22 protein-coding genes and 1 pseudogene are annotated in these 25,409 nt (G+C 70.5%); 14 read left to right on the top strand and 9 right to left on the bottom strand.

Features of this window, described 5'->3' with window-relative positions:
• Positions 1–361 precede the first annotated feature (361 nt).
• Entirely contained in the window at positions 362–1,873 is a 1,512-nt protein-coding gene (locus tag OKJ99_RS10825; protein WP_326015693.1) for a sugar ABC transporter ATP-binding protein, read from the bottom strand.
• A gap of 260 nt (positions 1,874–2,133) precedes the next feature.
• Here OKJ99_RS10825 and rhaI point away from each other — a divergent pair, with 260 nt between their 5' ends.
• The 7 genes from rhaI (at position 2,134) to OKJ99_RS10860 (ending at position 11,281) form a co-directional block, all read left to right on the top strand.
• Positions 2,134–3,300, top strand: a complete 1,167-nt coding sequence (gene rhaI / locus OKJ99_RS10830) for an L-rhamnose isomerase (RefSeq protein ID WP_326015694.1) — start codon at positions 2,134–2,136, stop codon at positions 3,298–3,300.
• 52 nt (positions 3,301–3,352) lie between these two features.
• A complete protein-coding gene (locus OKJ99_RS10835; RefSeq protein WP_326015695.1) occupies positions 3,353–5,410 on the top strand; it encodes a bifunctional aldolase/short-chain dehydrogenase in 2,058 nt (685 codons plus the stop codon).
• 235 nt (positions 5,411–5,645) lie between these two features.
• A complete protein-coding gene (locus OKJ99_RS10840; RefSeq protein WP_326015696.1) occupies positions 5,646–7,088 on the top strand; it encodes a rhamnulokinase in 1,443 nt (480 codons plus the stop codon).
• A gap of 113 nt (positions 7,089–7,201) precedes the next feature.
• The gene (locus OKJ99_RS10845; protein ID WP_326015697.1) at positions 7,202–7,975 is read left to right on the top strand and encodes a (Fe-S)-binding protein; all 774 of its coding nucleotides are present in this window, start codon (positions 7,202–7,204) and stop codon (positions 7,973–7,975) included.
• Positions 7,972–9,450, top strand: a complete 1,479-nt coding sequence (locus OKJ99_RS10850; protein ID WP_326015698.1) for a LutB/LldF family L-lactate oxidation iron-sulfur protein — start codon at positions 7,972–7,974, stop codon at positions 9,448–9,450. The genes OKJ99_RS10845 and OKJ99_RS10850 overlap by 4 nt, the downstream gene beginning before the upstream one ends.
• Positions 9,447–10,094 carry a LutC/YkgG family protein gene (locus OKJ99_RS10855; protein ID WP_326015699.1) on the top strand — a complete coding sequence of 216 codons (648 nt, stop codon included), beginning with the start codon at positions 9,447–9,449 and terminating at the stop codon, positions 10,092–10,094. The genes OKJ99_RS10850 and OKJ99_RS10855 overlap by 4 nt, the downstream gene beginning before the upstream one ends.
• A 23-nt stretch (positions 10,095–10,117) precedes the next feature.
• Positions 10,118–11,281: an ABC transporter ATP-binding protein gene (locus OKJ99_RS10860; RefSeq protein WP_326015700.1), complete on the top strand. Its 1,164-nt coding sequence runs from the start codon at positions 10,118–10,120 to the stop codon at positions 11,279–11,281.
• A gap of 31 nt (positions 11,282–11,312) precedes the next feature.
• Here the strand turns inward: OKJ99_RS10860 and OKJ99_RS10865 are convergent, their stop codons facing one another.
• The 4 genes from OKJ99_RS10865 to OKJ99_RS10880 form a co-directional block, all read right to left on the bottom strand.
• Positions 11,313–12,476: an NAD(P)/FAD-dependent oxidoreductase gene (locus tag OKJ99_RS10865; protein ID WP_326015701.1), complete on the bottom strand. Its 1,164-nt coding sequence runs from the start codon at positions 12,474–12,476 to the stop codon at positions 11,313–11,315.
• A gap of 81 nt (positions 12,477–12,557) precedes the next feature.
• Positions 12,558–13,517, bottom strand: a complete 960-nt coding sequence (locus OKJ99_RS10870) for an ABC transporter substrate-binding protein (protein ID WP_326015702.1) — start codon at positions 13,515–13,517, stop codon at positions 12,558–12,560.
• Entirely contained in the window at positions 13,517–14,191 is a 675-nt protein-coding gene (locus OKJ99_RS10875; RefSeq protein ID WP_326015703.1) for an ABC transporter permease, read from the bottom strand. The genes OKJ99_RS10870 and OKJ99_RS10875 overlap by 1 nt, the downstream gene beginning before the upstream one ends.
• Entirely contained in the window at positions 14,188–14,883 is a 696-nt protein-coding gene (locus OKJ99_RS10880) for an ABC transporter permease (RefSeq protein ID WP_326015705.1), read from the bottom strand. The genes OKJ99_RS10875 and OKJ99_RS10880 overlap by 4 nt, the downstream gene beginning before the upstream one ends.
• 128 nt (positions 14,884–15,011) lie before the next feature.
• Between OKJ99_RS10880 and OKJ99_RS10885 the strand changes: the two genes are divergently transcribed.
• Positions 15,012–15,977, top strand: a complete 966-nt coding sequence (locus tag OKJ99_RS10885; protein ID WP_326015706.1) for a pirin family protein — start codon at positions 15,012–15,014, stop codon at positions 15,975–15,977.
• Between the two features lie 174 nt (positions 15,978–16,151).
• Positions 16,152–16,511 (top strand): annotated as a pseudogene (locus OKJ99_RS10890) (helix-turn-helix domain-containing protein); the annotation flags it as partial.
• Positions 16,512–16,811: 300 nt separating this feature from the next.
• On the opposite strand, the gene OKJ99_RS10895 reads toward OKJ99_RS10890, so the two are convergent.
• Positions 16,812–17,411, bottom strand: coding sequence for a TetR/AcrR family transcriptional regulator (locus OKJ99_RS10895; RefSeq protein WP_326015707.1), 600 nt, complete (start codon positions 17,409–17,411; stop codon positions 16,812–16,814).
• A 102-nt stretch (positions 17,412–17,513) separates the two neighbouring features.
• Here OKJ99_RS10895 and OKJ99_RS10900 point away from each other — a divergent pair, with 102 nt between their 5' ends.
• A complete protein-coding gene (locus tag OKJ99_RS10900; RefSeq protein WP_326015708.1) occupies positions 17,514–19,004 on the top strand; it encodes a carboxylesterase/lipase family protein in 1,491 nt (496 codons plus the stop codon).
• 349 nt (positions 19,005–19,353) lie between these two features.
• On the opposite strand, the gene OKJ99_RS10905 is transcribed toward OKJ99_RS10900, so the two are convergent.
• On the bottom strand, positions 19,354–19,584 hold the full coding sequence (locus OKJ99_RS10905; RefSeq protein WP_326015710.1) for a hypothetical protein: 231 nt from the start codon (positions 19,582–19,584) through the stop codon (positions 19,354–19,356).
• 612 nt (positions 19,585–20,196) lie between these two features.
• On the opposite strand from OKJ99_RS10905, the gene OKJ99_RS10910 reads away from it, so the two are divergent.
• Entirely contained in the window at positions 20,197–20,340 is a 144-nt protein-coding gene (locus OKJ99_RS10910; protein ID WP_326015712.1) for a hypothetical protein, read from the top strand.
• A gap of 100 nt (positions 20,341–20,440) precedes the next feature.
• Here OKJ99_RS10910 and OKJ99_RS10915 read toward each other — a convergent pair whose 3' ends face one another.
• Positions 20,441–21,127 carry a dTMP kinase gene (locus OKJ99_RS10915; protein ID WP_326015714.1) on the bottom strand — a complete coding sequence of 229 codons (687 nt, stop codon included), beginning with the start codon at positions 21,125–21,127 and terminating at the stop codon, positions 20,441–20,443.
• Positions 21,128–21,542: 415 nt separating this feature from the next.
• Here OKJ99_RS10915 and OKJ99_RS10920 point away from each other — a divergent pair, with 415 nt between their 5' ends.
• Both OKJ99_RS10920 and OKJ99_RS10925 read left to right on the top strand, forming a co-directional pair.
• Positions 21,543–21,956, top strand: a complete 414-nt coding sequence (locus OKJ99_RS10920) for an MFS transporter (RefSeq protein WP_326015716.1) — start codon at positions 21,543–21,545, stop codon at positions 21,954–21,956.
• Between the two features lie 34 nt (positions 21,957–21,990).
• On the top strand, positions 21,991–22,284 hold the full coding sequence (locus OKJ99_RS10925) for a DUF1330 domain-containing protein (protein WP_326015718.1): 294 nt from the start codon (positions 21,991–21,993) through the stop codon (positions 22,282–22,284).
• A 234-nt stretch (positions 22,285–22,518) separates the two neighbouring features.
• Here the strand turns inward: OKJ99_RS10925 and OKJ99_RS10930 are convergent, their stop codons facing one another.
• Positions 22,519–23,796: an IS701 family transposase gene (locus OKJ99_RS10930; protein WP_326015720.1), complete on the bottom strand. Its 1,278-nt coding sequence runs from the start codon at positions 23,794–23,796 to the stop codon at positions 22,519–22,521.
• A 977-nt stretch (positions 23,797–24,773) separates the two neighbouring features.
• On the opposite strand from OKJ99_RS10930, the gene OKJ99_RS10935 reads away from it, so the two are divergent.
• The gene (locus OKJ99_RS10935) at positions 24,774–25,295 is read left to right on the top strand and encodes a pilin (RefSeq protein ID WP_326015722.1); all 522 of its coding nucleotides are present in this window, start codon (positions 24,774–24,776) and stop codon (positions 25,293–25,295) included.
• Positions 25,296–25,409 lie beyond the last annotated feature (114 nt).

Raw genomic sequence — 25,409 nt, forward strand, 5'->3', positions numbered from 1 at the left:
TGGCAACCGACGACAACGCGGCAGATGCGCGTGCCAGGGCCCGCGACTCCGGCAAGATCCGTCAGAAGGGCCCTAGCGATGTGCACGGGTGCGGGCAGCCTGCGGCCCGCACCCGCCGTGGCGGGCAGCGAGTGGCCCTTGCCTGCCGGCTCGCGCCGTGCGGGCCCGGCGGTCGCGCCAGCCACCTTCGATGCGGGGCACGGCTGCCAGACGCGGGCGGCTCCCGTGGTGCGCGGCCCAGCGCGCATGCTGCGCAGCTCGGCTCCCGTGATGCGCGGCTCAGCGCGCGTGACGCGCGGCCCAGCGCCCGTAATGCACGGCTCAGCGCGCCGGGAGGCAGCACCCGGGTTCCTCGCAGAGGTCACGCCGTCCTCCCCGTCGCCGCCGCCATCACGGACTCCTCGTTCGCCTCGGCGCGCGGCAGCTCCGCGGAGAGCCGTCCCTCGTGCATCACGAGCACCCGGTCGGCCATGCCGAGGATCTCGGGCAGGTCGGAGGAGACCATCAGGACGGCGACGCCGTCGGCCGCGAGCGAGGACAGCAGGCGGTGCACCTCGGCCTTGGTGCCGACGTCGATGCCGCGCGTGGGCTCGTCGACGATGAGCACCTGCGGGCCGGTGGCGAGCCACTTGGCGAGGACGACCTTCTGCTGGTTGCCGCCGGAGAGCGTGCCGACGACATCGGCGAGCCGGGCGTATTTGACCTGTAGCTTCACCGACCAGTCGAGGGACCGGCTGCGCTCCGCCTTGCGGTTCATGAGGCCCGCGCGGGAGGTGTCGGCGAAGCCGGTGAGGCCGATGTTGCGCTCGATGGACATGTCCATCACGAGGCCCTGGGCCCGCCGGTCCTCGGGGACGAGCGCGAGGCCCGCGTGCATCGCGAGGCTCGGCGCGCCGGGCTTGAGCTTCTGGCCGAGCACCTCGACCTCGCCGCCGTCGAAGCGGTCGACGCCGAACACGGCGCGGGCCACCTCGCTGCGGCCCGCGCCGACGAGCCCGGCGAGGCCGACGATCTCGCCGCGCCGCACCTCGAAGGACACGTCGGTGAACACACCTTCGCGGGTCAACCGGCTGACCTTGAGGGCGACTTCGCCGAGTTCGGTGTCCTGCTTGGGGTACAGCTCGTCGAGGTCGCGGCCGACCATGCGGCGCACGAGGTCGTCCTCGGTGAGCCCGTCGACCGGCTCGCTCGCCACCCACGCGCCGTCGCGCAGTGTCGTCACCCGCTGGCACAGCTCGAAGATCTCCTCCAGGCGGTGCGAGATGAACAGCACGGCGGCGCCCTGCTCGCGCAGCGTGCGGACGACGCCGAACAGGCGGGCCACCTCGCTGCCGGTGAGCGCGGCGGTCGGCTCGTCCATGATCAGCACGCGGGCGTCGAAGGACAGCGCTTTGGCGATCTCGACGAGTTGCTGGTCGGCGATGGACAGTCCGCGGGCCGGCTGGTCCGGGTCGAGCTCCACGCCGAGCCGCTTGAACAGGGCGGCGGTGGCCTCCTTGACCGTGGTGTGGTCCACGCGGCCGAAGGAGCGGCGCGGCTGGCGGCCCATGAAGATGTTCTCGGCGATGGACAGGTCGGGGAAGAGCGTCGGCTCCTGGTAGATGACGGCGACACCGGCGTCGCGGGCGTCGGCGGGGCCGTGGAACTCGACCGGGGAGCCGTCGAGCAGAACCGTCCCGGTGTCCGGGCGGTGCACCCCGGCGAGGGCCTTGATGAGCGTCGACTTTCCCGCGCCGTTCTCACCGGCGAGGGCGTGCGCCTCGCCGGCACGCAGGCTCAGTGACACACCGCGCAGGGCGCGCACGGCACCGAAGGACTTGCTCACCCCCTCCAGGGCGAGCACCGGAGTCGTCTCCGGTTCAGGTGGCGTCATGACAGGTCTCCAGGGGTCGAAGGTCACCCGACGTGAAATGTTTCAGTGAAACGTTCCGGAAGCTAGCCACGCCCCGGCGCCTCGGTCAAGGGGTCTGGGCGGCCCGAATACGTCGACGTACGAAACGATTCCGTAACGCACAAGAGTCGTCACGCACCCCCTTGACGCACCTCACGAGGGGGACTAGCTTCGCTGCATAATGAATCGATTCACAGACGATTCAGCTGTCGGCTCGCAGACCCGTGTACTCAGAGGTGGACATGCCTGACATCGCTGCCGTGAAGGCCGCACTCGCCAACCAGCGGATCGAGACGCCGTCCTGGGGCTACGGCAACTCCGGCACCCGGTTCAAGGTGTTCGCCCAGGCCGGTGTGCCGCGTACGCCCCGCGAGAAGCTCGACGACGCCGCGAAGGTGCACGAGTTCACCGGCATCGCCCCGAAGGTCGCGCTGCACATCCCGTGGGACAAGGTCGACGATTACGCGGCTCTCTCGGCGTACGCGAAGGAGCGCGGTGTCGAGCTCGGCACCATCAACTCCAACACCTTCCAGGACGACGACTACAAGTTCGGCAGTGTCTGCCACCCGGACCCGAAGGTCCGCCGCAAGGCGCTCGACCATCTCCTTGATTGCGTCGACATCATGGACGCCACGGGTTCCAGGGACCTGAAGATCTGGCTCGCCGACGGCACCAACTACCCGGGCCAGGACGACATCGTGGCCCGCCAGGACCGCCTCGCCGAGTCCCTCGCCGCCGTCTACGAGCGGCTCGGCGACGACCAGCGCCTGCTGCTTGAGTACAAGTTCTTCGAGCCGGCCTTCTACACGACGGACGTGCCGGACTGGGGCACCTCCTACATGCAGTGCCTCAAGCTCGGCGACAAGGCGCAGGTCGTGGTCGACACCGGCCACCACGCGCCGGGCACCAACATCGAGTTCATCGTGGCGCTGCTGCTGCGCGAGAAGAAGCTGGGCGGCTTCGACTTCAACTCCCGCTTCTACGCGGACGACGACCTGATGGTGGGCGCCGCCGACCCGTTCCAGCTCTTCCGCATCCTGCACGAGGTCGCGAAGAACGGCGGCTTCGACCCCGAGACCAACGTGGCGTTCATGCTCGACCAGTGCCACAACATCGAGGCGAAGATCCCGGCGGTCATCCGCTCCGTGATGAACGTGCAGGAGGCCACCGCGAAGGCGCTGCTCGTGGACCGCGAGGCGCTGAGTGCCGCGCAGGCGACGGGCGACGTCCTGACCGCGAACGCCGTGATCATGGACGCGTACAACACCGACGTGCGGCCGCTGCTGGCGGAGTGGCGCGAGGAGCAGGGACTCGCGGCGGACCCCGTCGCCGGGTACGCCGCCTCCGGGTGGCAGGAGCGGATCGTGGCCGAGCGGGTCGGTGGGGAGCAGGCGGGGTGGGGCGCGTAACCGTCTTCTCGTCGTTCGGCTCACTCAACTCCTCAGGTACTTAGGACCTTTCATGGCTACGCACCCCCAGGTCGCCGCCCTCATCGACCGCTCGAACCGGCTCGGCGCCGACCCCCGCAACACCAACTACGCCGGCGGGAACACCTCCGCCAAGGCCACCGAGACGGACCCGGTCACCGGCGGCGACGTCGAGCTGATGTGGGTCAAGGGCTCGGGCGGCGACCTGGGCACGCTCAAGGAGGCCGGGCTCGCCGTCCTGCGCGTGGACCGGCTCAAGGCGCTCACCGAGGTGTACCCGGGCGTGGAGCGCGAGGACGAGATGGTCGCCGCGTTCGACTACTGCCTGCACGGCAAGGGATGGCTCCCGGGGGGAGAAGGCACAGCGCCGTCCATCGACACGGCCATGCACGGCCTGGTGGACGCGGCGCACGTCGACCACCTGCACCCGGACTCCGGCATCGCGCTCGCCTGCGCCGCCGACGGGGAGAAGCTGACCGCCGAGTGCTTCGGCGCGAAGGTCGTGTGGGTGCCGTGGCGGCGCCCCGGCTTCCAGCTCGGCCTGGACATCGCCGCGATCAAGGCCGCCAACCCGGAGGCCATCGGCTGCATCCTCGGCGGCCACGGCATCACGGCCTGGGGTGACACGGCCGAGGAGTGCGAGGCCAACTCGCTGTACATGATCCGCACCGCGGAGACGTTCCTCGCCGAGCGCGGCAAGGCCGAGCCGTTCGGCCCGGTCGTCGACGGGTACGCGGCCCTGGGCGCGGCCGAGCGTCGGGCACGGGCCGCCGAACTGTCCCCGCTCATCCGGGGGTTGGCGTCCACGGACCGCCCGCAGGTCGGCCACTTCGACGACTCGGGCCCCGTCCTGGACTTCCTGGCGTCCGCCGAGCACCCGCGCCTCGCCGCGCTCGGCACCTCCTGCCCGGACCACTTCCTGCGTACGAAGGTCCGCCCGCTCGTCCTCGACCTGCCGCCCACCGCCGAACTCGACGCCGTGGCCGAGCGGTTGAGGGAGCTGCACGCCGACTACCGGACCGAGTACGCGGCGTACTACGAGCGGCACGCGAACCCCGACTCCCCCGCGATGCGCGGCGCGGACCCGGCGATCGTGCTCGTGCCCGGTGTCGGCATGTTCTCGTTCGGCAAGGACAAGCAGACGGCGCGGGTGGCCGGTGAGTTCTACCTCAACGCGATCAACGTGATGCGCGGCGCGGAAGCCGTCTCGACGTACGCGCCGATCGAGGAGTCGGAGAAGTTCCGCATCGAGTACTGGGCGCTGGAGGAGGCCAAGCTCCAGCGGATGCCGAGGCCGAAGCCGCTCGCCACGCGGGTGGCCCTGGTGACGGGCGCCGGCTCCGGCATCGGCAAGGCCATCGCGCACCGGCTCGTCGCCGAGGGCGCGTGCGTGGTCGTCGCCGACCTCAACGCGGACGGCGCGGCGGCGGTCGCCGAGGAGCTGGGCGGCCCGGACAAGGCGGTGGCCGTGACGGTCGACGTCACGTCGGAGGAGCAGATCGCGGACGCGTTCAAGGCCGCGGCGCTGGCCTTCGGCGGTGTCGACCTGGTCGTCAACAACGCGGGCATCTCCATCTCGAAGCCGCTCCTGGAGACCACGGCCAAGGACTGGGACCTCCAGCACGACATCATGGCGCGCGGTTCGTTCCTGGTCTCGCGCGAGGCGGCGCGGGTGATGCGGGTGCAGGACATGGGTGGCGACATCGTCTACATCGCCTCCAAGAACGCGGTGTTCGCCGGCCCGAACAATGTGGCGTACTCGGCGACGAAGGCGGACCAGGCCCACCAAGTGCGGTTGCTGGCGGCCGAGTTGGGTGGGGACGGGATCCGGGTCAACGGGGTCAACCCGGACGGCGTGGTGCGCGGGTCCGGGATCTTCGCCGGGGGCTGGGGGGCGAAGCGCGCCGCGGTGTACGGGGTGGAGGAGGAGAAGCTGGGCGAGTTCTACGCGCAGCGGACGCTGTTGAAGCGGGAGGTGCTGCCGGAGCATGTGGCCAACGCGGTCTTCGCGTTGACCGGGGGGGACCTTACGCATACGACCGGGTTGCACGTTCCGGTGGATGCGGGTGTGGCGGCGGCGTTCTTGCGCTGACCCGTCGTGGGCGCGCTCGACCGTCCCGGCGCGCCCACCCGCACGGGGCTCCGCCCCGGACCCCGCTGCTCAATCGCCGCAGGGGCTCCACATACCCACCCGCGGGACGGCGCACGCTCTCGCCGCCTTGGGCAGTCTGCCGCCTGGGGCGGCAGGGTGGGCAAGGCGGCACCCCGGTGCCGCGCACGAAGACGGACGGCGCCACCCCCACCGCGCACTGACAAAGGCCAACCCCATGCCCACCACCCCCTACGCCGCGATAGACCTGGGCGCCTCCAGCGGCCGGGTCATGACGGCCCATGTCACCCCGGACACCCTGGCCCTCACGGAGGCCCACCGGTTTCCGAACACGCCGGTCCGCACCCCCGACGGCCTGCACTGGGACATCCTCGGGCTGTACGCGGGGATCCTGGAGGGCCTCCGGAGGACCGGCCAGGTCCGCTCGATCGGCATCGACAGCTGGGCCGTGGACTACGGCCTGCTCGACGCGGACAACGTCCTCCTCGGCAACCCGTACCACTACCGGGACACCCGCACGGACCACGCCGCCGAGAAGCTGTGGGCGACCATCCCGCCGGAGGAGCTGTACGCGGCCACCGGCCTCCAGTACGTCCCGTTCAACACGATCTACCAGCTCACGGCCGCCCGCGACACGGTACAACTCGCCGCCGCCCGCCGCCTGTTGATGATCCCGGACCTCCTCACGTACTGGCTGACCGGCCGGCAGGGCACCGAGCTGACCAACGCCTCCACCACCCAGCTCATCGACCCCCGCACCGGCGACTGGGCCCACGACATCGCCGCCCGCGCCGGCATCGACGTGAAGCTCTTCGCCCCGATCCGCCGCCCCGGCGACCCCGCGGGCGAGCTCCTCCCCCACGTCCTCGACGAGGCGGGCCTCACCGGCCCCGTCCCGGTGACGACGGTCGCCTCGCACGACACCGCATCGGCCGTGGCCGCGGTCCCGGCGACCGAGGAGAACTTCGCGTACATCTGCACCGGCACCTGGTCCCTCGCCGGCCTCGAACTGGACGCGCCCGTCCTCACGGAGGAGAGCCGCGCCGCGAACTTCACGAACGAACTGGGCATCGACGGCACGGTCCGCTACCTCCGCAACATCATGGGCCTGTGGCTGCTCCAGGAGTGCCAACGCACCTGGAACCAGCCGGACTTGACCGCACTTCTCGACGAGGCCGCGAGGGCGACCCCGCTGCGCTCGGTCGTCGACGCGGGCGACCCCGCCTTCCTGCCGCCCGGCGGCATGCCGGACCGGATCGCCGCCGCCTGCCGCGCCACCGGCCAGCCGGAGCCCCGCACCCGCGCCGAGATCACCCGCTGCATCCTCGACTCGCTCGCCCTCGCCCACCGCCGCGCCATCGAGGACGCGGCCCGCCTCGCCGACCGCCCGGTCGACGTGGTGCACGTCGTCGGCGGCGGTGCCCGGGGCGCCCTGCTGTGCCAACTGACCGCCGACGCCTGCGGGCTGCCGGTCGTGGCGGGTCCCGCCGAGGGCGCCGCGCTGGGCAACGTACTCGTTCAGGCGCGGGCCGACGGGGTCATCGGCGACCGGGCCGCGATGCGCCGGCTCGTCGCGGACACCCAGCCGCTCGCGCGCTACGAGCCGAGCGGCGACCGGGCCACGTGGGACGCGGCAGCGGCACGCGTCCGCACCCCGTGACCAGCCCCCGTTCACGACGTACGCTGCACCCGTCCGATGATCACCCGTCACTCCTCACACATCACCCACAGCCCAGCCGCGCCACCCGAATCCGACCGACCGAAGGGGCCCCGATGCGTGTCGCGCTCTTCCTGACCTGTGTCAACGACACGCTGTACCCGGACACGGGCCGCGCCGTCGTCAAGCTCCTCAACAGACTCGGCGTGGAGGTCGACTTCCCCGCCGCGCAGACCTGTTGTGGTCAGCCGCACTACAACACCGGATACCGCCGCGAAGCCGAACCACTGGCCACCCACTACGCCGACACCTTCGGCCCCGGCCTCGCCTCGGGTGATTACGACGCAATCATCACGCCGTCCGGATCGTGCGCGGCGATGGTGCGCGAGCTGTACCCGCGGATGGGCGAACGGGCCCGTTCGGAGGGCCGCGGCGACACCCTCACCACGGCCCTCGCGCCGGTGGTCCCGAAGACGTACGAGCTGACCGAATTCCTGGTCGACGTGCTGAAGGTGACCGACGTCGGCGCCTACTACCCGCACACGGTGACCTACCACCCCACCTGTCACGGCCTGCGCTCGCTCGGACTCGGCGACCGGCCCACCCAACTGCTCAGCAAGGTCAAGGGACTTGAGCTGGCCGAGCTGCCGGGCGCGGCCGAGTGCTGCGGCTTCGGCGGCACCTTCGCAGTCAAGAACGCGGACGTCTCCGCGGCGATGGGCACCGACAAGGTCCGCAACGCCGAGTCGACGGGCGCGGAGGTGCTGTGCGCGGCCGACAACTCCTGCCTGATGCACATCGGCGGCACCATGTCCCGCCTGAAGGTCGGCATGCGCCCGGTGCACATCGCCGAGATCCTGGCCGCCACGGAAGAGGAGCCCCTGGTATGAGCGGCACTTTCGTCGGGATGCCGGCCTTCCCGAAGGCCGCGCACGACGCCGTACGCAACACCACCCTGCGCGCGAATCTGAAGCACGCCACGCACACCATCCGCGACAAGCGCGAGCGCGCCGTGGCCGAACTCGACGACTGGGCGCACCTGCGCCAGGCCGGCAAGGAGATCAAGGACCACACCCTCGCCCACCTGGAGCACTACCTCCTCCAGCTGGAGGAGTCGGTCACGGCCGCCGGTGGCACCGTGCACTGGGCACGCGACGCCGACGAGGCCAACCGCATCGTCACCGCGCTGGTCAAGGAGACCGGTGAGTCGGAGGTCGTCAAGGTCAAGTCGATGGCCACCCAGGAGATCGGCCTCAACGAACACCTCGCGACCGAGGGCATCAACGCCTACGAGACCGACCTCGCCGAACTCATCGTCCAGCTCGGCGACGACAAGCCCTCGCACATCCTGGTCCCCGCGATCCACCGCAACCGCGGCGAGATCCGCGACATCTTCACCCAGGAGATGGCCAGTTGGGGCCGCCCGGCCCCGGAGAACCTGACCGACACGCCCGCCGAGCTGGCCGAGGCGGCCCGCCTGCACCTGCGCGAGAAGTTCCTGCGCGCCAAGGTCGGCATCTCGGGCGCCAACTTCATGGTCGCCGAGACCGGCACCCTCGTCGTCGTCGAGTCCGAGGGCAACGGCCGGATGTGCCTGACGCTGCCCGAGACACTGATCTCGGTCGTCGGCATCGAAAAGATCGTGCCGACCTGGCAGGACCTGGAGGTGTTCCTCCAGACCCTGCCGCGCTCCTCGACGGCCGAGCGCATGAACCCCTACACCTCCACCTGGACGGGCACCACCGACTCCGACGGCCCGCGCTCCTTCCACCTGGTCCTGATCGACAACGGCCGCACCGACACCCTCGCCGACGAGGTCGGCCGCCAGGCCCTGCGCTGCATCCGCTGCTCCGCCTGCCTGAACGTCTGCCCCGTCTACGAGCGGGCCGGCGGCCACGCCTACGGCTCCGTCTACCCCGGCCCCATCGGCGCCATCCTCAGCCCCCAACTCCGCGGCACGCAAAGCGAGATCGACGCCTCGCTCCCGTACGCGTCCTCGCTGTGCGGGGCCTGCTACGAGGTGTGTCCCGTCGCCATCGACATCCCCGAGGTCCTCGTCCACCTGCGCGAACGCGTCGTGGCCGGCGGACCCGCCACCCGCAACGGCAACAAGGTCATGCTCCGCCCGGCCAAGGGCCACGCCGCCGAACGCGCCGCGATGCGCGCCGCCACCTGGGCCTTCACCCACCCGGCGGCCCTCGCCACCGGACAGCGCCTGGCCTCGCGCACGCGCCGCCTCCACCCCCGCACCCTCCCCGGCCCCGGCAAGGCCTGGACGGCCACCCGCGACCTGCCCACCCTGCCCGCGGAACCCTTCCGCGACTGGTGGAAGCGGACCAACGGCGGAAAGGACACCACCAAGTGAGCAGCAGAGACGTCATCCTGGGCCGGGTGCGCCGCGCCCTCGGCGGCCCCGTCGAGGCACCGGACTCGTACGCCACCGCCATCGACCGCGGCTACCTGCGCGAACACGGCACCCGCAGCACCGAGCAGACGGTGGAACTCCTCGCGGAGAACCTCGCCGACTACCGGGCCATCGTGCACCGAGCCACCAGCGAGGAGCTGCCGGCCACCATCGCGCGGCTCCTTGCCGGACACGGGTCGCGGACCGTGGCGGTGCCGCCCGAGCTTCCCGAAGCGTGGCTCGCGCACACCAAGACCGAGCGCGTGGCCGATGACCCGAAGCACACCCCCGCCGAACTCGACCAGGTCGACAGCGTCGTCACCGCCTGCGCCGTCGCCGTCGCCGAGACCGGCACCATCGTCCTCGACGGCTCCCCCAACCAGGGCCGCCGCCGCATCACCCTGGTGCCCGACCACCACATCTGCGTCGTCCGCGTCCCCGACCAGGTGGTCTCCTCCGTCCCGCAGGCCCTGGAACGCCTCGACCCCACCCGCCCCCTGACCTGGATCTCGGGCCCGTCCGCCACCAGCGACATCGAACTCGACCGGGTCGAAGGCGTGCACGGACCCCGCACCCTGGAGGTCGTCCTGGTGAGCGGCGGCTGAGGGGCGAGGCTAGCGTTGGTGGCATGATCCGGTTCGACCATGTCACCAAGCGGTACGCGGACGGCACGACGGCGGTGGACGACCTCTCGTTCGAGGTGAACGAGGGTGAACTGGTCACGCTCGTCGGCCCTTCCGGCTGCGGCAAGACCACCACGATGATGATGGTGAACCGGCTGATCGAGCCGACGTCGGGTCACATCCACGTCGAGGGCGAGGACATCTCCGGCGTCGACCCGGTGCGGCTGCGCCGCCGCATCGGCTACGTCATCCAGCAGGTGGGACTCTTCCCGCACCGCACGATCCTCGACAACACGGCGACCGTGCCCGCGCTCATCGGCTGGAAGAAGTCGAAGGCCAGGGCGCGCGCCGCCGAGCTGCTCGACCTGGTGGGCCTGGACCCGTCCACGTACGGGAGCCGCTACCCGGAGCAGCTGTCGGGCGGCCAGCGCCAGCGCGTCGGGGTGGCCCGCGCGCTCGCCGCCGACCCGCCGGTCCTCCTGATGGACGAGCCGTTCGGCGCGGTCGACCCGGTGGTGCGCGAGCAGTTGCAGGACGAGTTCCTGAAGATGCAGGCCGCCGTCCGCAAGACGGTCCTCCTTGTCACGCACGACATCGAGGAGGCGGTGCGGCTCGGCGACCGCATCGCGGTGTACGGGCAGGGCCGCATCGAGCAGTACGACACGCCGGGTGCGGTGCTCGGCTCGCCCGCCACCCCGTACGTCGCCGAGTTCGTCGGCGCGGACCGGGGCCTGAAGCGCCTGTCGGTCACCGAGATCGAGCCGGTCGACCTGGAGCAGCCGTCGGTGGCCCGCTTCGAGGAGCCGCCCGCTCGCGCCGCCGCCCGGATGCGCGAGGACGGGGTGCGGTGGGCGGTCGTCCTCGATGAGGGCGGTGACCTGCACGGTTGGGTCGGCGTCGACGAGGCGTCACTGGCCGGTCCGGACGGTCGGGTCGGCGATCTGGCGCACCGGATGCGGGCGTGGGTGCCGGTCGGCGCCCCGCTCAAGCAGGCGTTCGGCGTGATGCTCCAGCACGACGCGGGGTGGGTCGCGGTCCTCGACGGCGCCCGCTTCCTCGGCGTCCTGACCCCGGCCAAGCTGCACGAGGCGCTGCGGCGGTCGGTGGACGCGGACGCGCAGGGCGTGGCGCGGGACGAGGTGGAGTTCGACTCGGTGGCGGACGCGTGACCAGGCACCACGGACACGGCCGAAGGTAACCCTAACGTTGAGGTTGAGAGTCTGGCCCGTGGCTGTTCATCGCCCGCAGATTCTCGTCCTGTACGTCGCCGTCGATCGTCCGGTCGGGGCGGTACACGTTCAGCTCCTCGGCCGACCTCCCGCTCGTGATCTCCTGCGCGGCAAGCCGGCCGAGCACCGGGGCGAGCGTCACCGCGCTGTGCGACACCAGGTGGTACAGGCCGGGCGCCGCCTCTGCCTCGCCGACCAGCGGAAGCCCGTCCAGCGGCACTGGTCGTACGCCGATGCGCGCGTCGGCGATCCGGGCTTCGCCCAGGCCCGGCACGACGGTGCTCGCGCGCCGGTGCAGCTCGGAGGGCAGGCCGTCGGTGGCCGTCCCCTCCAGGCGCGCGTCGACCTCCCACGACAGGGCGAGCACCCCGCCGTCCGCCGTGGGCCGCAGGTCGATGCCGGGCGCCGAGAGGATCGCGGTCAGTGGCTCCTCGGCCAGCGGCGCGCTCTCGGCGACGAGTCCGGGCACGTGCCGCAGCGGAAGGCGGGCCCCGGCGAGCGCGGCGATCTGGTCGGCGGCGGGCCCCGCGCAGTTCACGACGGTGTCCGCGCCCCAGCTGCGCTCCCCCGACTCCGCCCCGACGACCCGCGCGCCGCTGCGGAGCAGGCCGGTGACGCGGGTGCCGTAGTGCGCTTCGGCGCCGTGCCTGCGTACGGCCGCGTCCAGCAGGGTGTGCACCAGGCGCGGCGCGTCGAACCAGGCGGTGCCGGTGTGCACGACGACCTCGTCGACGGTGCAGGCGGCCGGGTCGACGGCGGGTGCGAGCTCGCGCAGTTCGGAGGCCGGGGCGGTGCGGCAGTCGTGTCCCCATTCCCGTACGCGTGAGGCCCGTTCGTGCAGGGTGCGCTGCGCGTCGTCGCTGTCGGCCCACTGCACGAGCGGCACGGGATGCCGCCAGGTGGGCCCGTCGAGTTCCTCGGCGAGGGCGCGGTGGCCGTCGGAGCCCTGGCGGTTCAGCCGGTAGTAGGTGTGCGGGGTCTTCAGGTGGGTGACGTCGGCGGCGAAGGTGGCGCTGGAGGTGCCGGAGGCGGGGTCCGCCTCCTCCAGGACGACGACTTCGACGCCCGCGCGGGCGAGGTGGTAGGCGACGCAGGCGCCCAGGACGCCCGCTCCGACGACGACGGCTCGATTCATACGGCTTCCTGTACGTGTCGCTGGTCCGGCCGGTGTGTTCTCCGGCCTCCCGGTTTCCCAACCGGGCCGCGCACACACCTCTCAGCCGCCCTGCCGCAGCAGTCCCTTGTCCTCCAGGTAGGTCCGCGCGACGTCCTCGGGCAGCCGGCGCCAGCTGTCGACCTGCTGGTTCATGGAGGCGAGGTCGTCGGTGGTGAGTACGGAGTTGAGCGCGCCGAGCGCCTTCGCGACCTTCTCGTTGCCGGCCCTTGAGCGGTTGACGACGGGCACGAGGTAGTCGGCGTTCTGCAGCTTCTTGTCGTCGTCGAGCAGCACGAGCCCGAAGTCTCCGAGGGTGGCGTCGGTGGTCGTGGTGAGCACCATCTGGTCCTGCCCGTTCTGCACGGCGTTCTTGGCCTGCGTGGTGCCGACGCCCTTGGGGTCGATCCCGGTGACGTCGATGCCGTAGACCTTCTCCAACCCCGGCTGGCAGTACGGCCGCTGTACGCATTCGTCCCCGGCGGCGATCCGCACCTTCAGCCCGGAGGCGCCGAGGTCGCTGAGCGTCTTGAGCTCATGCTTCTTCGCGTAGGCCTCGGTCACGGCGAACGCGTTCTGGTCGACGGCCTTCCCCGCGTCGAGCACATCGAGCCCGCGCGGCGCGGCGAGCGCCCGCAGGCTCTTCATGGTGGCGTCGAGGTCGGGCGAGCCGACGGGTTTCGCGTCGGCGCCGTGGGCCTTGGCGTTGAGCCAGTCGGCGAAGGTGGCGGCGTACTCGGGCACGACGTCGATCTGCCCGGATTCCAGAGCGGGCTCGTACAGTTCGCGGTTGCCCACGGACAGCAGCTCGGTGTCGTAGCCCGCCTGCTTCAGCAGCAGCGCGTACATGTTGGCGAGCAGATCGCTCTCGGTGAATCCGGCGGACCCGATGACGAGGTGCTTGCTGTCACCGGGCGGCGCGGTCACCTCGCCGCGGTCTTCAAGCGAGGGCCCACTGGCACACCCGCCGACGAGCAGCACGAACCCCAGGAGCAGCGCCACCCGACGCAAGAACCCGCCCATCAGGCCCTCCTCCCCCGCAGCCACCCGGGACCGAACCGCTCGGCGAGCTCGAACAGCGCCTCGACGACGAGCGCGAAGACGGCGACGAGCACGGCGCCCGCCACCACCTGCGGCGTACTGGCGAGGTTGAACCCGGCGGTGATGATCCGCCCGAGGCCGCCGCCCCCGGCGATGGCGGCGATGGTGGCGGTGGCGACGAGCTGCACGGCGGCGATCCGCACACCGTTGAGGATCATCGGCAGCGCGAGCGGCACCTCGACCCTCAGCAGCATCTGCCGCCCCGTCATCCCCATGCCCCTCGCGGCCCGCACGACCTCCCGGTCGACGCCGCGCATCCCGACGTACGCGTTGGTGAGCAGCGGCGGCACCGCGAACAGCACGAGGGCGACGACGGTGGGCCCCTCGCTGTACTGCCCGAGCGGCGTGAGCAGCAACAGCACGAGGACGGCGAAGGTGGGCACGGCGCGCCCCACGTTGGCGATGTTGACGGCGAGCGCCCCGCCCTTCCCGAGGTGCCCGAGAACAAGTGCGATGGGCAGCGCGATGAGACAGCTGATGACGAGACAGACGACCGTCAGGGTCACGTGCTGGGCGAGCCGGTGCCAGATGCCGTTGTCGCCGGCCCAGTGCGCGGAGTCGGCGAGCCAGTTCCAGGAGTCGGAGAGGAGGTTCACGCGCGACTCGCTCTCGTCCAGGGAGTGAGCACCCGCCCGATGGCAAGCAGCACCACGTCGGCGACGAGCGCGATGACGACGCACAGCACGGAGGCGGTGAGGACCTGTGCCTTGAAGTACGTGTTCATGCCGCTGTAGATCAGGTTGCCGAGACCTCCGTAGCCGACGATGGCGCCGACGGTCACGAGCGAGACGGCGGACACGGTGGCGATGCGCAGCCCGGCAAGGGCCGCGGGCAGCGCGAGCGGCAACTCGACGGTCAGCAGCAGCCGGATCGGCCCGTACCCCATGCCGCGCGCGGCCTGCCGGGTGTCCTCGGGCACGGACCGCAGCCCGGCGAGGATGTTCCGTACGAGGAGGGTGAGCGAGTAGAGCACGAGCCCGGCGATCACAAGGGTGGCGGACAGCCCGTACACGGGCAGCAGCAACGAGAACATCGCGAGCGACGGGATCGTGTAGAGCACGGTGGTCAGGGCGAGCACGGGCCCGGCGGCCCACCCCCACCGCCGCGCCAGGAGCGCCAGCGGCACGGCGATCACGACAGCGATGGCCACGGCCACGACGGTGATCTCCAGATGCTGCACGGTGGCGTCCACCAGCATGTGCCGACGCGTGCTCAGATACTCGCCGCAGATCCAGTCGTTGCGGGCGAGACAGTCGTCGGGCGGCGAAGTGCCGGGCCCACCGTTCACGAGGCGCACCCGACCATTCCAGTGCCTGGCCCCCGACTCGGCGCGCCGAGTGACCCGTACGGGCGGCGCTCCGGTTTCCCCGGGCCGCACACCTGACGCGGCGCGGCGCCGGGGCTAGGGTCTGCCTCATGAGCAATCTTGACCGCGAGCCAGTGCCCTCGGTGTGCGGCGGACGTGGCTTCGTCGTGGCGGAACCGGTCCGTGAACTCCTCAGCCCGCGCCGCGTGCGGCTCGGCGGGTCCACGGAGGTGCGCAGGCTGCTGCCGAACCTGGGCCGCCGCATGGTCGGCGCGTGGGCCTTCGTCGACCACTACGGCCCGGACGACATCGCGGACGAGTCCGGCATGCAGGTGCCGCCGCACCCGCACATGGGCCTGCAGACGGTGAGCTGGCTGCACGAGGGCGAGGTGCTGCACCGCGACTCGACGGGCAGCCTCCAGACGATCCGCCCCCGCGAACTGGGCCTGATGACGTCGGGCCGCGCGATCTCCCACTCCGAGGAGAGCCCGCGCGCCCACGCCCGTTTCCTGCACGGGGCCCAGCTCTGGGTGGCGCTCCCCGACTCCGACCGCCACGTGGACCCGCACTTCGAGCACCACGGTGCGCTGCCGACGGTGACGGCGCCCGGCCTGACGGCCACGGTCATCCTCGGCTCACTCGACGGCGCGGCGTCCCCCGGCACGACGTACTCCCCCATCGTGGGCGCGGACCTCACCCTCGCCCACGGCACGGAGACCCGCCTCCCCCTGAACCCGGACTTCGAGTACGCGGTCCTGTCGATGTCCGGCGAGGCCCACGTCGACGACGTCCCCCTCGTCCCCGGCTCGATGCTCTACCTCGGCTGCGGCCGCACCGAACTCCCGCTGCGCGCGGCGTCGGACGCGGGCCTGATGCTGCTCGGCGGGGAGCCGTTCGAGGAGGAGCTGGTGATGTTCTGGAACTTCATCGGCCGCAACCAGGACGAGATCACGCAGGCGCGGGAGGACTGGATGACGGGGTCCCGGTTCGGCGAGGTGAAGGGGTACGACGGGGCGCGGCTGGATGCGCCGGAGCTGCCGGCTGTGCCGTTGAAGCCGCGGGGGCGGGTGCGCTGATCAGCGGTTTTGCCAGAGTCGCGAAGGCGGATTCGGCCCTCCGGCAGAGCACCCTGCCGTCCAGCGCCCCATCGACCGCTAGTTCCGCCTTCAACCGCATGCAGGCATAGCCAGGTGCGGCGCCATGTCTAGCCAGACGGATGCTGGCTCAACTGACGGCTCGCCAGATCCTGGATGGCTCCCTTCACTGGGCTGAGCCCGCGCTGCTTCGGCAGATTGGTGGCCGCGTCGCGACGGAAGGGCGGATGCGGTGCGACGGGGCCGTCCGTGGAGTCTGCCGCTGGAAGACCGCGTACTGCTCGTGACAACGTACTGGCGCACAAACTTGACGATGCGCCAGCTTGCCCCGCTCTTCGGTATCTCGAAGTCCGCGGCCGACCGCATCATTGACCACCTCGACCCCCGGCTCGCGCTCCAGGCTCGTCGGCGGTTCCGCAAGGACACCGTGCTCATCGTGGACGGCACTCTGTGCCCACTCGCGACCATGCGATCGCCGAACAGCCCCAAAACTCCCGCTACTCGACTGCCCATCAGGCCCGACCGATCCGACTCCATGAGTGCACTGCGCTTGACACGTCTCGACGATCCAGAGACGGGGCAGCAGCACGAACCCGGTGGCACCCTTGGGGCGGGCGACGGTCTTGACGGTCATATCGAGGGTGGTCTTGGCCCAGGTGATCAGGGTGCCCCCGTAGGCACGATCGGCCCAGGTGGTGTTGAGATGTTCCGCGCGCAGGCGGGTCAGCGCGACCCGCCTGCCCGGATCGTAGCCGGGGGAGGTCCTGGCGACGGTCGCTGATCTTGTCCCCACCTGCCCCCTGGTCCGGGGGCAGGTCACGTACTGCTGAACAGCCGGTCCAGATGGACGTCGATCGCGGCGAGCGCGTCCTGGGGCTCGATCACGTCGAGTTCGATCAGGGAGGTGAAGCCGGTGAGGGCGAGGAGCAGGTTGGTCTCGGTCGCCGGGTCGCGGCCGGAGTCGATGTGCCCGTCGGCGATCGCCTGGCGGACCAACTGCTCGACGAGGGCCCGCCCTTGGAGGAGGCCGCGACGCGCCTGCTCGTGCACGGCCTGGTCGTGCAGCGCCTCCAGGACGTAGGCGGCGCTCATCCGGCTGGTCGCGCGGGCGTCGGCATGCAGGGGGAGCATTTCCGCGAGCGTCAGTCGCAGCACGTCACGGGGGTGCGGACGGTCACCGAGCTCTTCGAGCCCCTGGTGCACGCGCACCGAGGTCTGCTCGGATGCGAAGTCCATGGCGAAGGAGAGCATGGCGGTCCGGGAGGCAAAGTAGTGCTGCAGCTGCCCGAGTGACATGCCCGCCTCCTGCGCCACCACGCGCATCGTCAGCTGTGTGACGCCGCGCTGCTCCACCACCCGCCACAGCGCGCGGGCGATCGCTTCGCGGCGCCCCCGGTGATCCACCTGTTTCGGCATCGCCGACCCCTCCCTCGTACGCCCAGAACTGTTCCAATACATTTGACATAATACATCTGACCCATAACCCTGGGACCCACTCGAGGGAGGGAAGGAATCGTCATGTCCGAACAGCCGAAGGTACGGACCACGGAAGGCGTGGTGCAGGGGCTCCGACGACCGGGGCACGCGGTGTTCCGCGGCATCCCCTACGCCCAACCCCCGGTCGGAGCGCTCCGTTTCGCCGCGCCCGCGCCGCCGCACCGCTGGGAGGGGACGCGGCAGGCGGTCGAGTTCGGCCCCGTGGTGCCGCTGTCCCTGCCGATCGACGTACCCCCGCAGGGCAGCGACTGGCTGACGCTCAACGTCGGCACTCCGGATCCCGGCGCGGCGGGACTGCCGGTGCTGGTGTGGATCCCCGTAGGCGGCTACCTCTCGGCGGCGTCGAGCGACCCGATGTTCGACCCGGCAGCGCTGGCCGGGGCGGGAGTCGTCGTGGTGACCATCAACTGCCGCGTGGGCGCGGAGGGATTCGCGTTCCTCGACGACGCGCCGCCCAACCGCGGATTCCTCGACCAGATCGCGGCGCTGGAGTGGGTGCAGCGCAACATCGCCGCCTTCGGAGGCGACCCCGGCCAGGTCACCGTGGGCGGTACGTCCGCCGGGGCGGGGTCGGTCGCCGCCCTGCTGACGATGAAGTCCGCGCGCGGACTGTTCCGGCGGGCCATCGCCCACTCGGTGCCGGGGCTGCACAGCACCCCCGCGCTGGCACGGCAGGTCACCGCCGCGTTCGCGGACCGGCTCGGCGCGACGGCCCCTACCGCCGAGGCCCTGCGCGACATCGACCCATGGCACCTGGCCGCCGAACTCACCTCCTTCAACGCCGGCCTCCACGCGCACCGGGAGAGCTGGGGACGCCTCACGGAGGCCGGCACCGCGCTGTGCCCCGTCGTCGACGGCGAGGTCCTCCCGGAAACGCCCTGGCCCGCGCTGACCGGCGCACGCGCGAGCGGGACCGAACTGCTCGTCGGTCACGCCCGGGACGAATTCCGGTACTTCAGCGTCGTGAGCGGACGGTACGGCACCTTCACCGAACAGGACGCCCACGCAGCCCTGGAACTGCTCGCCCCGCCGCCGGACGGCCCGCGGGCCTACCGTGCCGCGTTCCCGCAGGCGGGTCCGGAGGAGCTGGTGGAGACGGTGTACTCCGACGCCGTCTTCCGCATGCCATCACAGAAGCTGGCCGAGGCGAACGCCGCGGCCGGCGGCACCTCGTACCTGTTCGAACTGTGCTGGACCGCCCCGGCCCTCGGCGGCATCCTGGGCGCCTGCCACAGCCTCGACCTGCCCCTGGCGTTCGCCACGCTGGACAGCCCCGTCGCCGCCCAGCTCATCGGCGAGGAACCTACTCCCGAAGCCGTCGCGCTCTCCCGCGAACTCCAGGACGCATGGGTTCGCTTCATCACCACCGGCGACGCGGGCTGGCCCGCCCACCGGCCCGACGGGCACCTCACCCGCGTCCTGGATGCCGAGCCGAAGACTCTGCCCTACCCCGAACAGGCATCCCGCCGGATCTGGGAAGGCCACTCCCCCACCCCGTTCGATCATTCGTAATCGCCGGGTCGGCTCCTACGACTGCGACGCCGCCACTCACCTGCCCATCGGGGGCAGCGCGAATTGGCGTACAGCCAGGCAACACCCGGCCCGCTTGGCATCAGATCCCACCCGAGAGTGACGGACGACATCAAGAGCCGGGAGAGGCCGACGAGAGAGGGCCAAGGTCCCGGATGATCCCGGCCAGGGCCCGGATGGGCTCGCTCTCCGCCTCCCTCCGCCACTGATGCTCCACCGTCGCCTGGCCCGCGACCATGAGGCACTGCCGGTCGGCCTCGATGCGCCACGGGCGACCCCACGCCGGGCTTCCAGCGGAGGCCGTACACACTGAGCCACCCGCTCGGCTCGGCTACTTGCCGGGGCCGATCAGGTGCCCATCGGAGCAGTTGTTGGCGTGATCGCCCGCATAGTCACCGAGCATGGGGGCGACGGCGACTTCCTGGAGGCAGGTGACCGCGGAGCTGGAGTTCCAGTCGTCCGAGACGCCGACCCCCGATCCCAAGTTGCTGTCGGCGTGGGCAGGTGCGGCGAGTCCGGTCACGGCGAGGGCGAGCCCCGCAACGCTGATGATCTTCTTCATGATCTGTGAACGATGCGCCGGCTCGCCGGTTGCGCCGTCAGGGGCGTTGTCACCCTCACAACAGCGGAGAACCCCCGGCCAACCGGGGGCTGCCCACAGTGCGCCCATGAACCTCTGAGCCCCCCTACTGATCCATGACCTCGCACAGCCCAGCCAAGCTCCCGTCAGACATCGACGACGGCAGCGACCCGGCGAAGTCGGCGCAGGAGCTGTCGACCGAGGAAGCAACAGCCTCCTCAGGTGCTTCGTGGAGTGCCTCAAGCGCAGCCGCGGTGTCCTGGATCCCGTTCGCGGGGTCATCGCCGAGGAGCGTCGCCGCGCATGCGGGGTCCCCAGGAGTGCACGCGGCGTCGGCGGCCGAGGAGGGGGACGCAAGGGACAGCACCGCGCCGGCGGCGACAGCAGCGGTACACACGGCAGAGCGAAGCAGAGATCCACGCATTGAGGGGCTCCATCTGGTCCGAAGAAAGCGCAGGGGCGCGGGGCGCGCCACGGCGGCGCTCCCTGCCGCGGTAACCCTCGTCCCACTGCAGCGGACACGGGTGATCACTCAAATCGCCCCAGGGCCTCGGACAGGCACGCAGAGCAAGGTTCAGTTCACATTCGAACAGAATGAACCTTGCCGCGATGAACATGCCCGCCGCCCCGTTGCCATGGTGGGCGTGCGGGCTTGTGGCGGTCGTCCTCGCCCTGCTGATCGTGGCCATCATCAAGAACGCCCGGGACGTCGACCACATGCAGGGCCCGAACCGATGAGCAAGCCCTTGCGCCTCGTCCTTGCCTGGCACACCAGGGAAGCCCCCGGTCCTGGAGTGGGCCGATCTCATGCGGCCCAGGAGGGGCGAGGCGGCCGGGCTCATACCTGTACCGGGCCTCTCGGGGTTACCACAATGTCGGCTTCCATGACGATGCGGGCAGCCACCCCGTCCGGGGTCATGATCGAGGTGTCGATGACCATGACCGGGATTCGCTTGAGCCGTAGCCACTCGACCGCGTCGTCGAAATACACGGTCTCCATGTGAGTGTGGTTGCCCAGCACGTCCAAATACGTCTGCGCAATTCCACTCCGTCTCCGCCGCACCGCGAGCACGGACGGATCAGCCTTCAGGACCACGCAGAGATCCGGCACGATCCAGGGCTCATGGACCCGCCAAATGTCCTCCAAATTGGCCGCATCGATACGCTGATAGACCAGACATGACGCGATATGCCCGTCGCTCACCACGGTCGCGCCGCGCGCCAGGGACGGGCGCACGATGACACGCTCCTGGTCGTGCCGGTCCGCCGCCAGTCTCTCCGCCATCCGCAGGCCGGAATAGCGATCCGGATTCTTGCGTAGCGCCCGCCCCTCCTCACTGTCGGACGGCTCGGCCACGGCCGTGAACGGTAAGGAGTTGGCGCCGAGCAGCTCGCACACCTGTCTCGCAACCGTCGTGGTGCCGACGCCACGGGGGCCGTCGAGCGTCAAGTGGTATCCGCGCGGACGGCGCGGGAGTCCCAGCTTGGGGAAGATGACCGGTTGTGGCTTCAGCGGCGGACGCATCAAGCTGCTCCTCGGGATCAGAGGGAATCTGCGGTCGATCCTGGGACAGGTAAGGCAGGCCCGAGGACGCCGGGAGAAGGAATCGGCCTCGGAGGCTGGTACCTGTCTGGTGGCCGGGGAAGGCAGCCGGACAGGGGGCATGGGGTGAGTTCCTGCAGCAGCTCGTCGCAGCTCATGCTGCGGAAGGCCTTGAGGCGACGCCACATCTGCGAGGCGAGGAACGTGGACAGGTTCGGATGCCCGTCCGGGAGGGGTCCGTTGGGCTTCGCGACTACGTGCACCCCGCACAGCGGGAAGCTCGCGGCGAGGAACACGGTAGGCCGGGCGTCACGGCCCGGCTCTGCTCGTCCTGGTAGAAACAGCCGTGGTGTGGACGGGAGTCGACGGATCACGAGGCAGGCCCGGTTCTGCGACGGTGGGGCTGCGGATCGCCAACCCCCTGCTCCTGGCCGGCAGCGCCGTCGTGGTCGGCGGCGGGTTCGCCGTGTTCGCGGCGGCCCGGTCGGACCTGGCCGAACTGTTCGCGGCGATGGGCGTGCTCGGCGTCGGCGGCTTCTCGGCCGTGATGCCCGGCGTCAACCTGGCCGTCACAGCCGAGAGCGAGACGTCGAGCGCCATGAGCTTCAACTACGTTGTCCGCAGCGTCGGTTACTCCCTGGGCAGCGCCATCGGCGGCCTGATCCTCGCCACGGGCACCGGCCCCGGCCACCTCTTCCCCGACGACAGCGCCTACACCACCACGGCGCTGGTCGGCATCGGCGCCATGGCGATCACGACGCTGACAGGCCTCGCTCTCGCCCGCCGACGCTCGTCCAAGACCAACCCGTAAGCCAGAATGCACTCATCCCGACACTGGAGGTTCCATGCCCAAGGGCTACTGGGTCAGCGTCTACCGCACCATTTCCGACCCTGAGAAGCTGGCTGCCTACAACAAGCTGGCCGGTCCGGCCGTCAAGGCCGGGGGCGGCCGGGTCCTCGTCCGCGGCGGCCGAGTCGTGGCGTATGACGCCGGAATCGCCGAGCGCACCGTCCTGATCGAGTTCGACAGCTTCGAGCAGGCCGTCGCGGCACGCGAGAGTGCGGCCTACCAGGAGGCGCTGGTCGCCCTCTCCGACGGCGTCGAGCGCGACTTCCGCATCGTCGAAGGCATCGACTGACCGAGGTCCAGTCGGATCTTCACTGAAGTCAGCGTGGTGAGACGTCCTGCTCCAGGATTCGCAGTGAAGGTGACATTTTCCGGAGCAGTCCCGACCCGAGCTGAACGCCCGGCAGATCATTCCGTTGCGACCTCTTAATAGGACTCCGTTAAGTCTGGGTGGATCTTGTTGCTGTTCGCTGCCCGGAATTGGGGAGTGGGCGGTGGCAGGTGGTGCAGGTGCCGGTCCAGCACCTCAGGACGTCTTGGAGCAGGTCGAGGACCTGGTAGTGGGTGAGGCCGGCTTGGGGACTTTTGGGGAGAGCCGTTGTTCGGTGAGGAAGGCATGGGCTGCGGTCACGAGGGTGACGTGGTGATGCCAGCCCGGCCAGGAGCGTCCCTCGAAGTGGTCCAGGCCCAGGCCGTGCTTGAGCTCTCGGTAGTCGTGTTCGACCCGCCAGCGCAGCTTCGCGCAGCTGACGAGGTGCTTCAGCGGGGTCTGGACTGGAAGGTTTGAGAACCAGTATTCGGTGGGTGTTTCGGAGTTCGAGGGCCACTCGGCCAGCAGCCACAGGTCGGGCAGAACGCCGTCCCACCAGCCTTGTTCGGCGGAGGCCCGGGCTCGCAGCGGGCGAGTGATGGAGTTGCTGGCGGGGCGGACACGCAGGGCTGCGAAATGTGAGCGCATCGGACCGTGGGAGCCGTGGCGCCAGGTGATTTCGGTGAAGGCGGACCGTCCCAGGTTGATGGCGTGGGCGGTCACGGCCGGTGGGGCCTGGCGGTAACGGGGCTGGGGCCAGCAGCCGTTGATGCCCTTGCGGGCGGGCGCCTCGGGCACGGCGTCGAGAGGGTGGGCCGTGTCGGAGCGGATGGAAAGCACGTAGTCCAGGCCGCGTTCGGTGAGTTCGTTGCGGAAGGTTGCGTTCGTTCCGTAGGCCGCGTCGGCGAGTACGACGCGGGGCGGGACGCCCCAGCCGGTGAGTTCGTCGAGGATGTCCAGGGCGAGTCGCCATTTCTCGCGGTGTCCGATCTCGGCCGGCACCTTGCAGGCCGCGCGGCGCTCGGCGTCGTCGGCCCACTCCTTGGGCAGGAACAGGCGCCACTGCAGGGGGCACGACGCCGTGGCGGTGCAGGCGTGCACGCTCACCGCGACCTGGCAGTTGGCCCGTTTACCCAAGGCTCCGCAGTACTGCGGAGCGACTGCGACGGACATCCGGCCGTCCTTGGGGAAGGACACGTCGTCGACCACCCACGCCTCGGGGCTGATCCGCGCACTCATTCGCTCAGCGATACGCCGACGCACCGGCAGCGGGTCCCAGGTGGACTGGTTCACGAACTGCTGCAGGTTCTGCTCGTTGCCGTCCGGGAGCCGCGACGCCATCGCCTGGATCGACTTCCGGCGCCCGTCCAGCATCAGACCCCGCAGATAGCAGTCAGTCTTGTCCCGCTGGTCCTTGCGCGGTGCTGAGGCAAACGCATCGGCGACGAAGAAGGCCAACTTCGCCCGGACACGGTTCACTTCATGTGCTTCCACCTATCCAACGTGCTCCCGAGCAGGCTAAACGGAATACCTAACGGAGTCCTATTAATTTGCGCCTAAGGGCCGAAAAGGCCTCCTCAACGCATCAATCCGCGTGTTGGAAAGGGGAGCCACCTGCGCCCGCCACGGGGTCGAGCTCTCGTCGCGCGCGCCAAGACCTCGCGGAGCGGCACGGGCTTTTCGTGCCTTGCCCTTTTCTTGTCGGCTGTCTGACTGACTCATCGCCTCGTCCCTTCCTCACCTGAAGGAGGTGCCGGTCGTGGCAGTTGGCCAACAGGGCTCCGCCCATCACCAGGCCGGGCACGACAACCGCCCGCTCCCGCTGATCGCCAGCCAACCAGGACGCGGGGCACTGTCGGCGAGGCCCGAAGCCTTCTGCCTGGACGGTCGGGAGGCGGGTGCGGGCTGGACTCTGGCGTGTATCTGGATCGCTCCGCCGGCCTCAACCCGGGCAGTTGGGCACTCGCTATCCGGGCGAGCCGGGCGAACTCCAGGGCGAGGCGCTGTCGAGCCTTCTTCAAGATCTCGCGACGGTCGATCTCGAGCGCCCGCACGTGCTGGTGCGGCTGCGGTGGGCTGCTTGCTGTGCCGAATTGGCCGCGCTGTGCGAGGCATTGGCGGCACCCACCCCGGTCACTCCCGGGTTCTCGTCGTGCCCGTCAGCTCCGCCCTGGGGCCACCCGGACCTCGCACTCGCCGACGCGGTGCGCGCTGCGGTCCTGAATTGGATCGGCCCAGACTCGAGTCGGACCTGGTCTCGGACCGGTCGCCGGGGCGGTACGTCAGCGGGGCCAGAGCGTTGCTCCGGTACCGCCGATGCCGCGTGTGCGGTGCCGCTGCGGCCCGCCAGGTGGCGGGACGAGGTCGAGGCCTGACGTCCTATGCGGGCTCGTGTCGCGGACTTTTCATCTGAGGGGATCTACCCCCCTATGCCACCCCTTGCGCGTCTGCCCCGCTCCAGGAGGCCCGCCATGACCAAGGTTCTGCTTCAACTGCCTTTCTGGTTCCGCCCCTTCGCCGGGAGTCCGGACTCAGTCCGGTCCAGTTCCATCCAGTCCGCCACCGAGTCCGATGGTGTCCGATCCGACACCGCCGAGTCCGATGCGGTCCGGTCCGAGTCCGGGTCCGACCCTCGCCGACGACGGTCCGGACCGCGTCGCGGTGTCCGGCTGTTGGTCGCCGTGGCCGTGCTGTCGGTCGTGTGCGCGGCGTACGGCGCTTCCGCATACGCCGCCGGTCCCGACTCCTACTTGGCGTTGGCCAAGTCCGTGAACGAGATCCTCGACAACATCCGTAACTGGATCATGGGCATCCTCGCCGGCCTCGCAACGGTGTTTCTGACCGTCGGCGGCGTCCGCTACGTCATGGCCGGAGGCGACCCCGGCGAGGTCGAAAAGGCGAAGACGGCCTTCAAGAGCGCGGGATGGGGCTACGGCCTGGCCGCGCTCGCCCCGCTCGTCGTGGAGATCCTCAAAGGAATCGTGGGCAACTGATGGCCGCCTCAGTGTCTTCCGCATCTCTCGTGCCCGGCCGCCGCCCTGCGTGCGCGACTCGTCCTGCCCGCCCTGGGCGCCTTCGCGCCGCCGGGCGGCGATATCGGCGTACAG

Origin of the sequence: Streptomyces endophyticus (assembly GCF_035798155.1) — a bacterium.
Lineage (GTDB): Bacteria > Actinomycetota > Actinomycetes > Streptomycetales > Streptomycetaceae > Streptomyces > Streptomyces endophyticus.

Bases quoted from the DNA above. Each gene is read 5' to 3' on its own strand.
- OKJ99_RS10825 (WP_326015693.1), bottom strand. From the start codon at position 1,873: ATGACGCCACCTGAACCGGAGACGACTCCGGTGCTCGCCCTGGAGGGG.
- rhaI (WP_326015694.1), top strand. From the start codon at position 2,134: ATGCCTGACATCGCTGCCGTGAAGGCCGCACTCGCCAACCAGCGGATC.
- OKJ99_RS10835 (WP_326015695.1), top strand. From the start codon at position 3,353: ATGGCTACGCACCCCCAGGTCGCCGCCCTCATCGACCGCTCGAACCGG.
- OKJ99_RS10840 (WP_326015696.1), top strand. From the start codon at position 5,646: ATGCCCACCACCCCCTACGCCGCGATAGACCTGGGCGCCTCCAGCGGC.
- OKJ99_RS10845 (WP_326015697.1), top strand. From the start codon at position 7,202: ATGCGTGTCGCGCTCTTCCTGACCTGTGTCAACGACACGCTGTACCCG.
- OKJ99_RS10850 (WP_326015698.1), top strand. From the start codon at position 7,972: ATGAGCGGCACTTTCGTCGGGATGCCGGCCTTCCCGAAGGCCGCGCAC.
- OKJ99_RS10860 (WP_326015700.1), top strand. From the start codon at position 10,118: ATGATCCGGTTCGACCATGTCACCAAGCGGTACGCGGACGGCACGACG.
- OKJ99_RS10865 (WP_326015701.1), bottom strand. From the start codon at position 12,476: ATGAATCGAGCCGTCGTCGTCGGAGCGGGCGTCCTGGGCGCCTGCGTC.
- OKJ99_RS10870 (WP_326015702.1), bottom strand. From the start codon at position 13,517: ATGGGCGGGTTCTTGCGTCGGGTGGCGCTGCTCCTGGGGTTCGTGCTG.
- OKJ99_RS10885 (WP_326015706.1), top strand. From the start codon at position 15,012: ATGAGCAATCTTGACCGCGAGCCAGTGCCCTCGGTGTGCGGCGGACGT.
- OKJ99_RS10895 (WP_326015707.1), bottom strand. From the start codon at position 17,411: ATGCCGAAACAGGTGGATCACCGGGGGCGCCGCGAAGCGATCGCCCGC.
- OKJ99_RS10900 (WP_326015708.1), top strand. From the start codon at position 17,514: ATGTCCGAACAGCCGAAGGTACGGACCACGGAAGGCGTGGTGCAGGGG.
- OKJ99_RS10905 (WP_326015710.1), bottom strand. From the start codon at position 19,584: ATGAAGAAGATCATCAGCGTTGCGGGGCTCGCCCTCGCCGTGACCGGA.
- OKJ99_RS10910 (WP_326015712.1), top strand. From the start codon at position 20,197: ATGAACCTTGCCGCGATGAACATGCCCGCCGCCCCGTTGCCATGGTGG.
- OKJ99_RS10915 (WP_326015714.1), bottom strand. From the start codon at position 21,127: ATGCGTCCGCCGCTGAAGCCACAACCGGTCATCTTCCCCAAGCTGGGA.
- OKJ99_RS10925 (WP_326015718.1), top strand. From the start codon at position 21,991: ATGCCCAAGGGCTACTGGGTCAGCGTCTACCGCACCATTTCCGACCCT.
- OKJ99_RS10935 (WP_326015722.1), top strand. From the start codon at position 24,774: ATGACCAAGGTTCTGCTTCAACTGCCTTTCTGGTTCCGCCCCTTCGCC.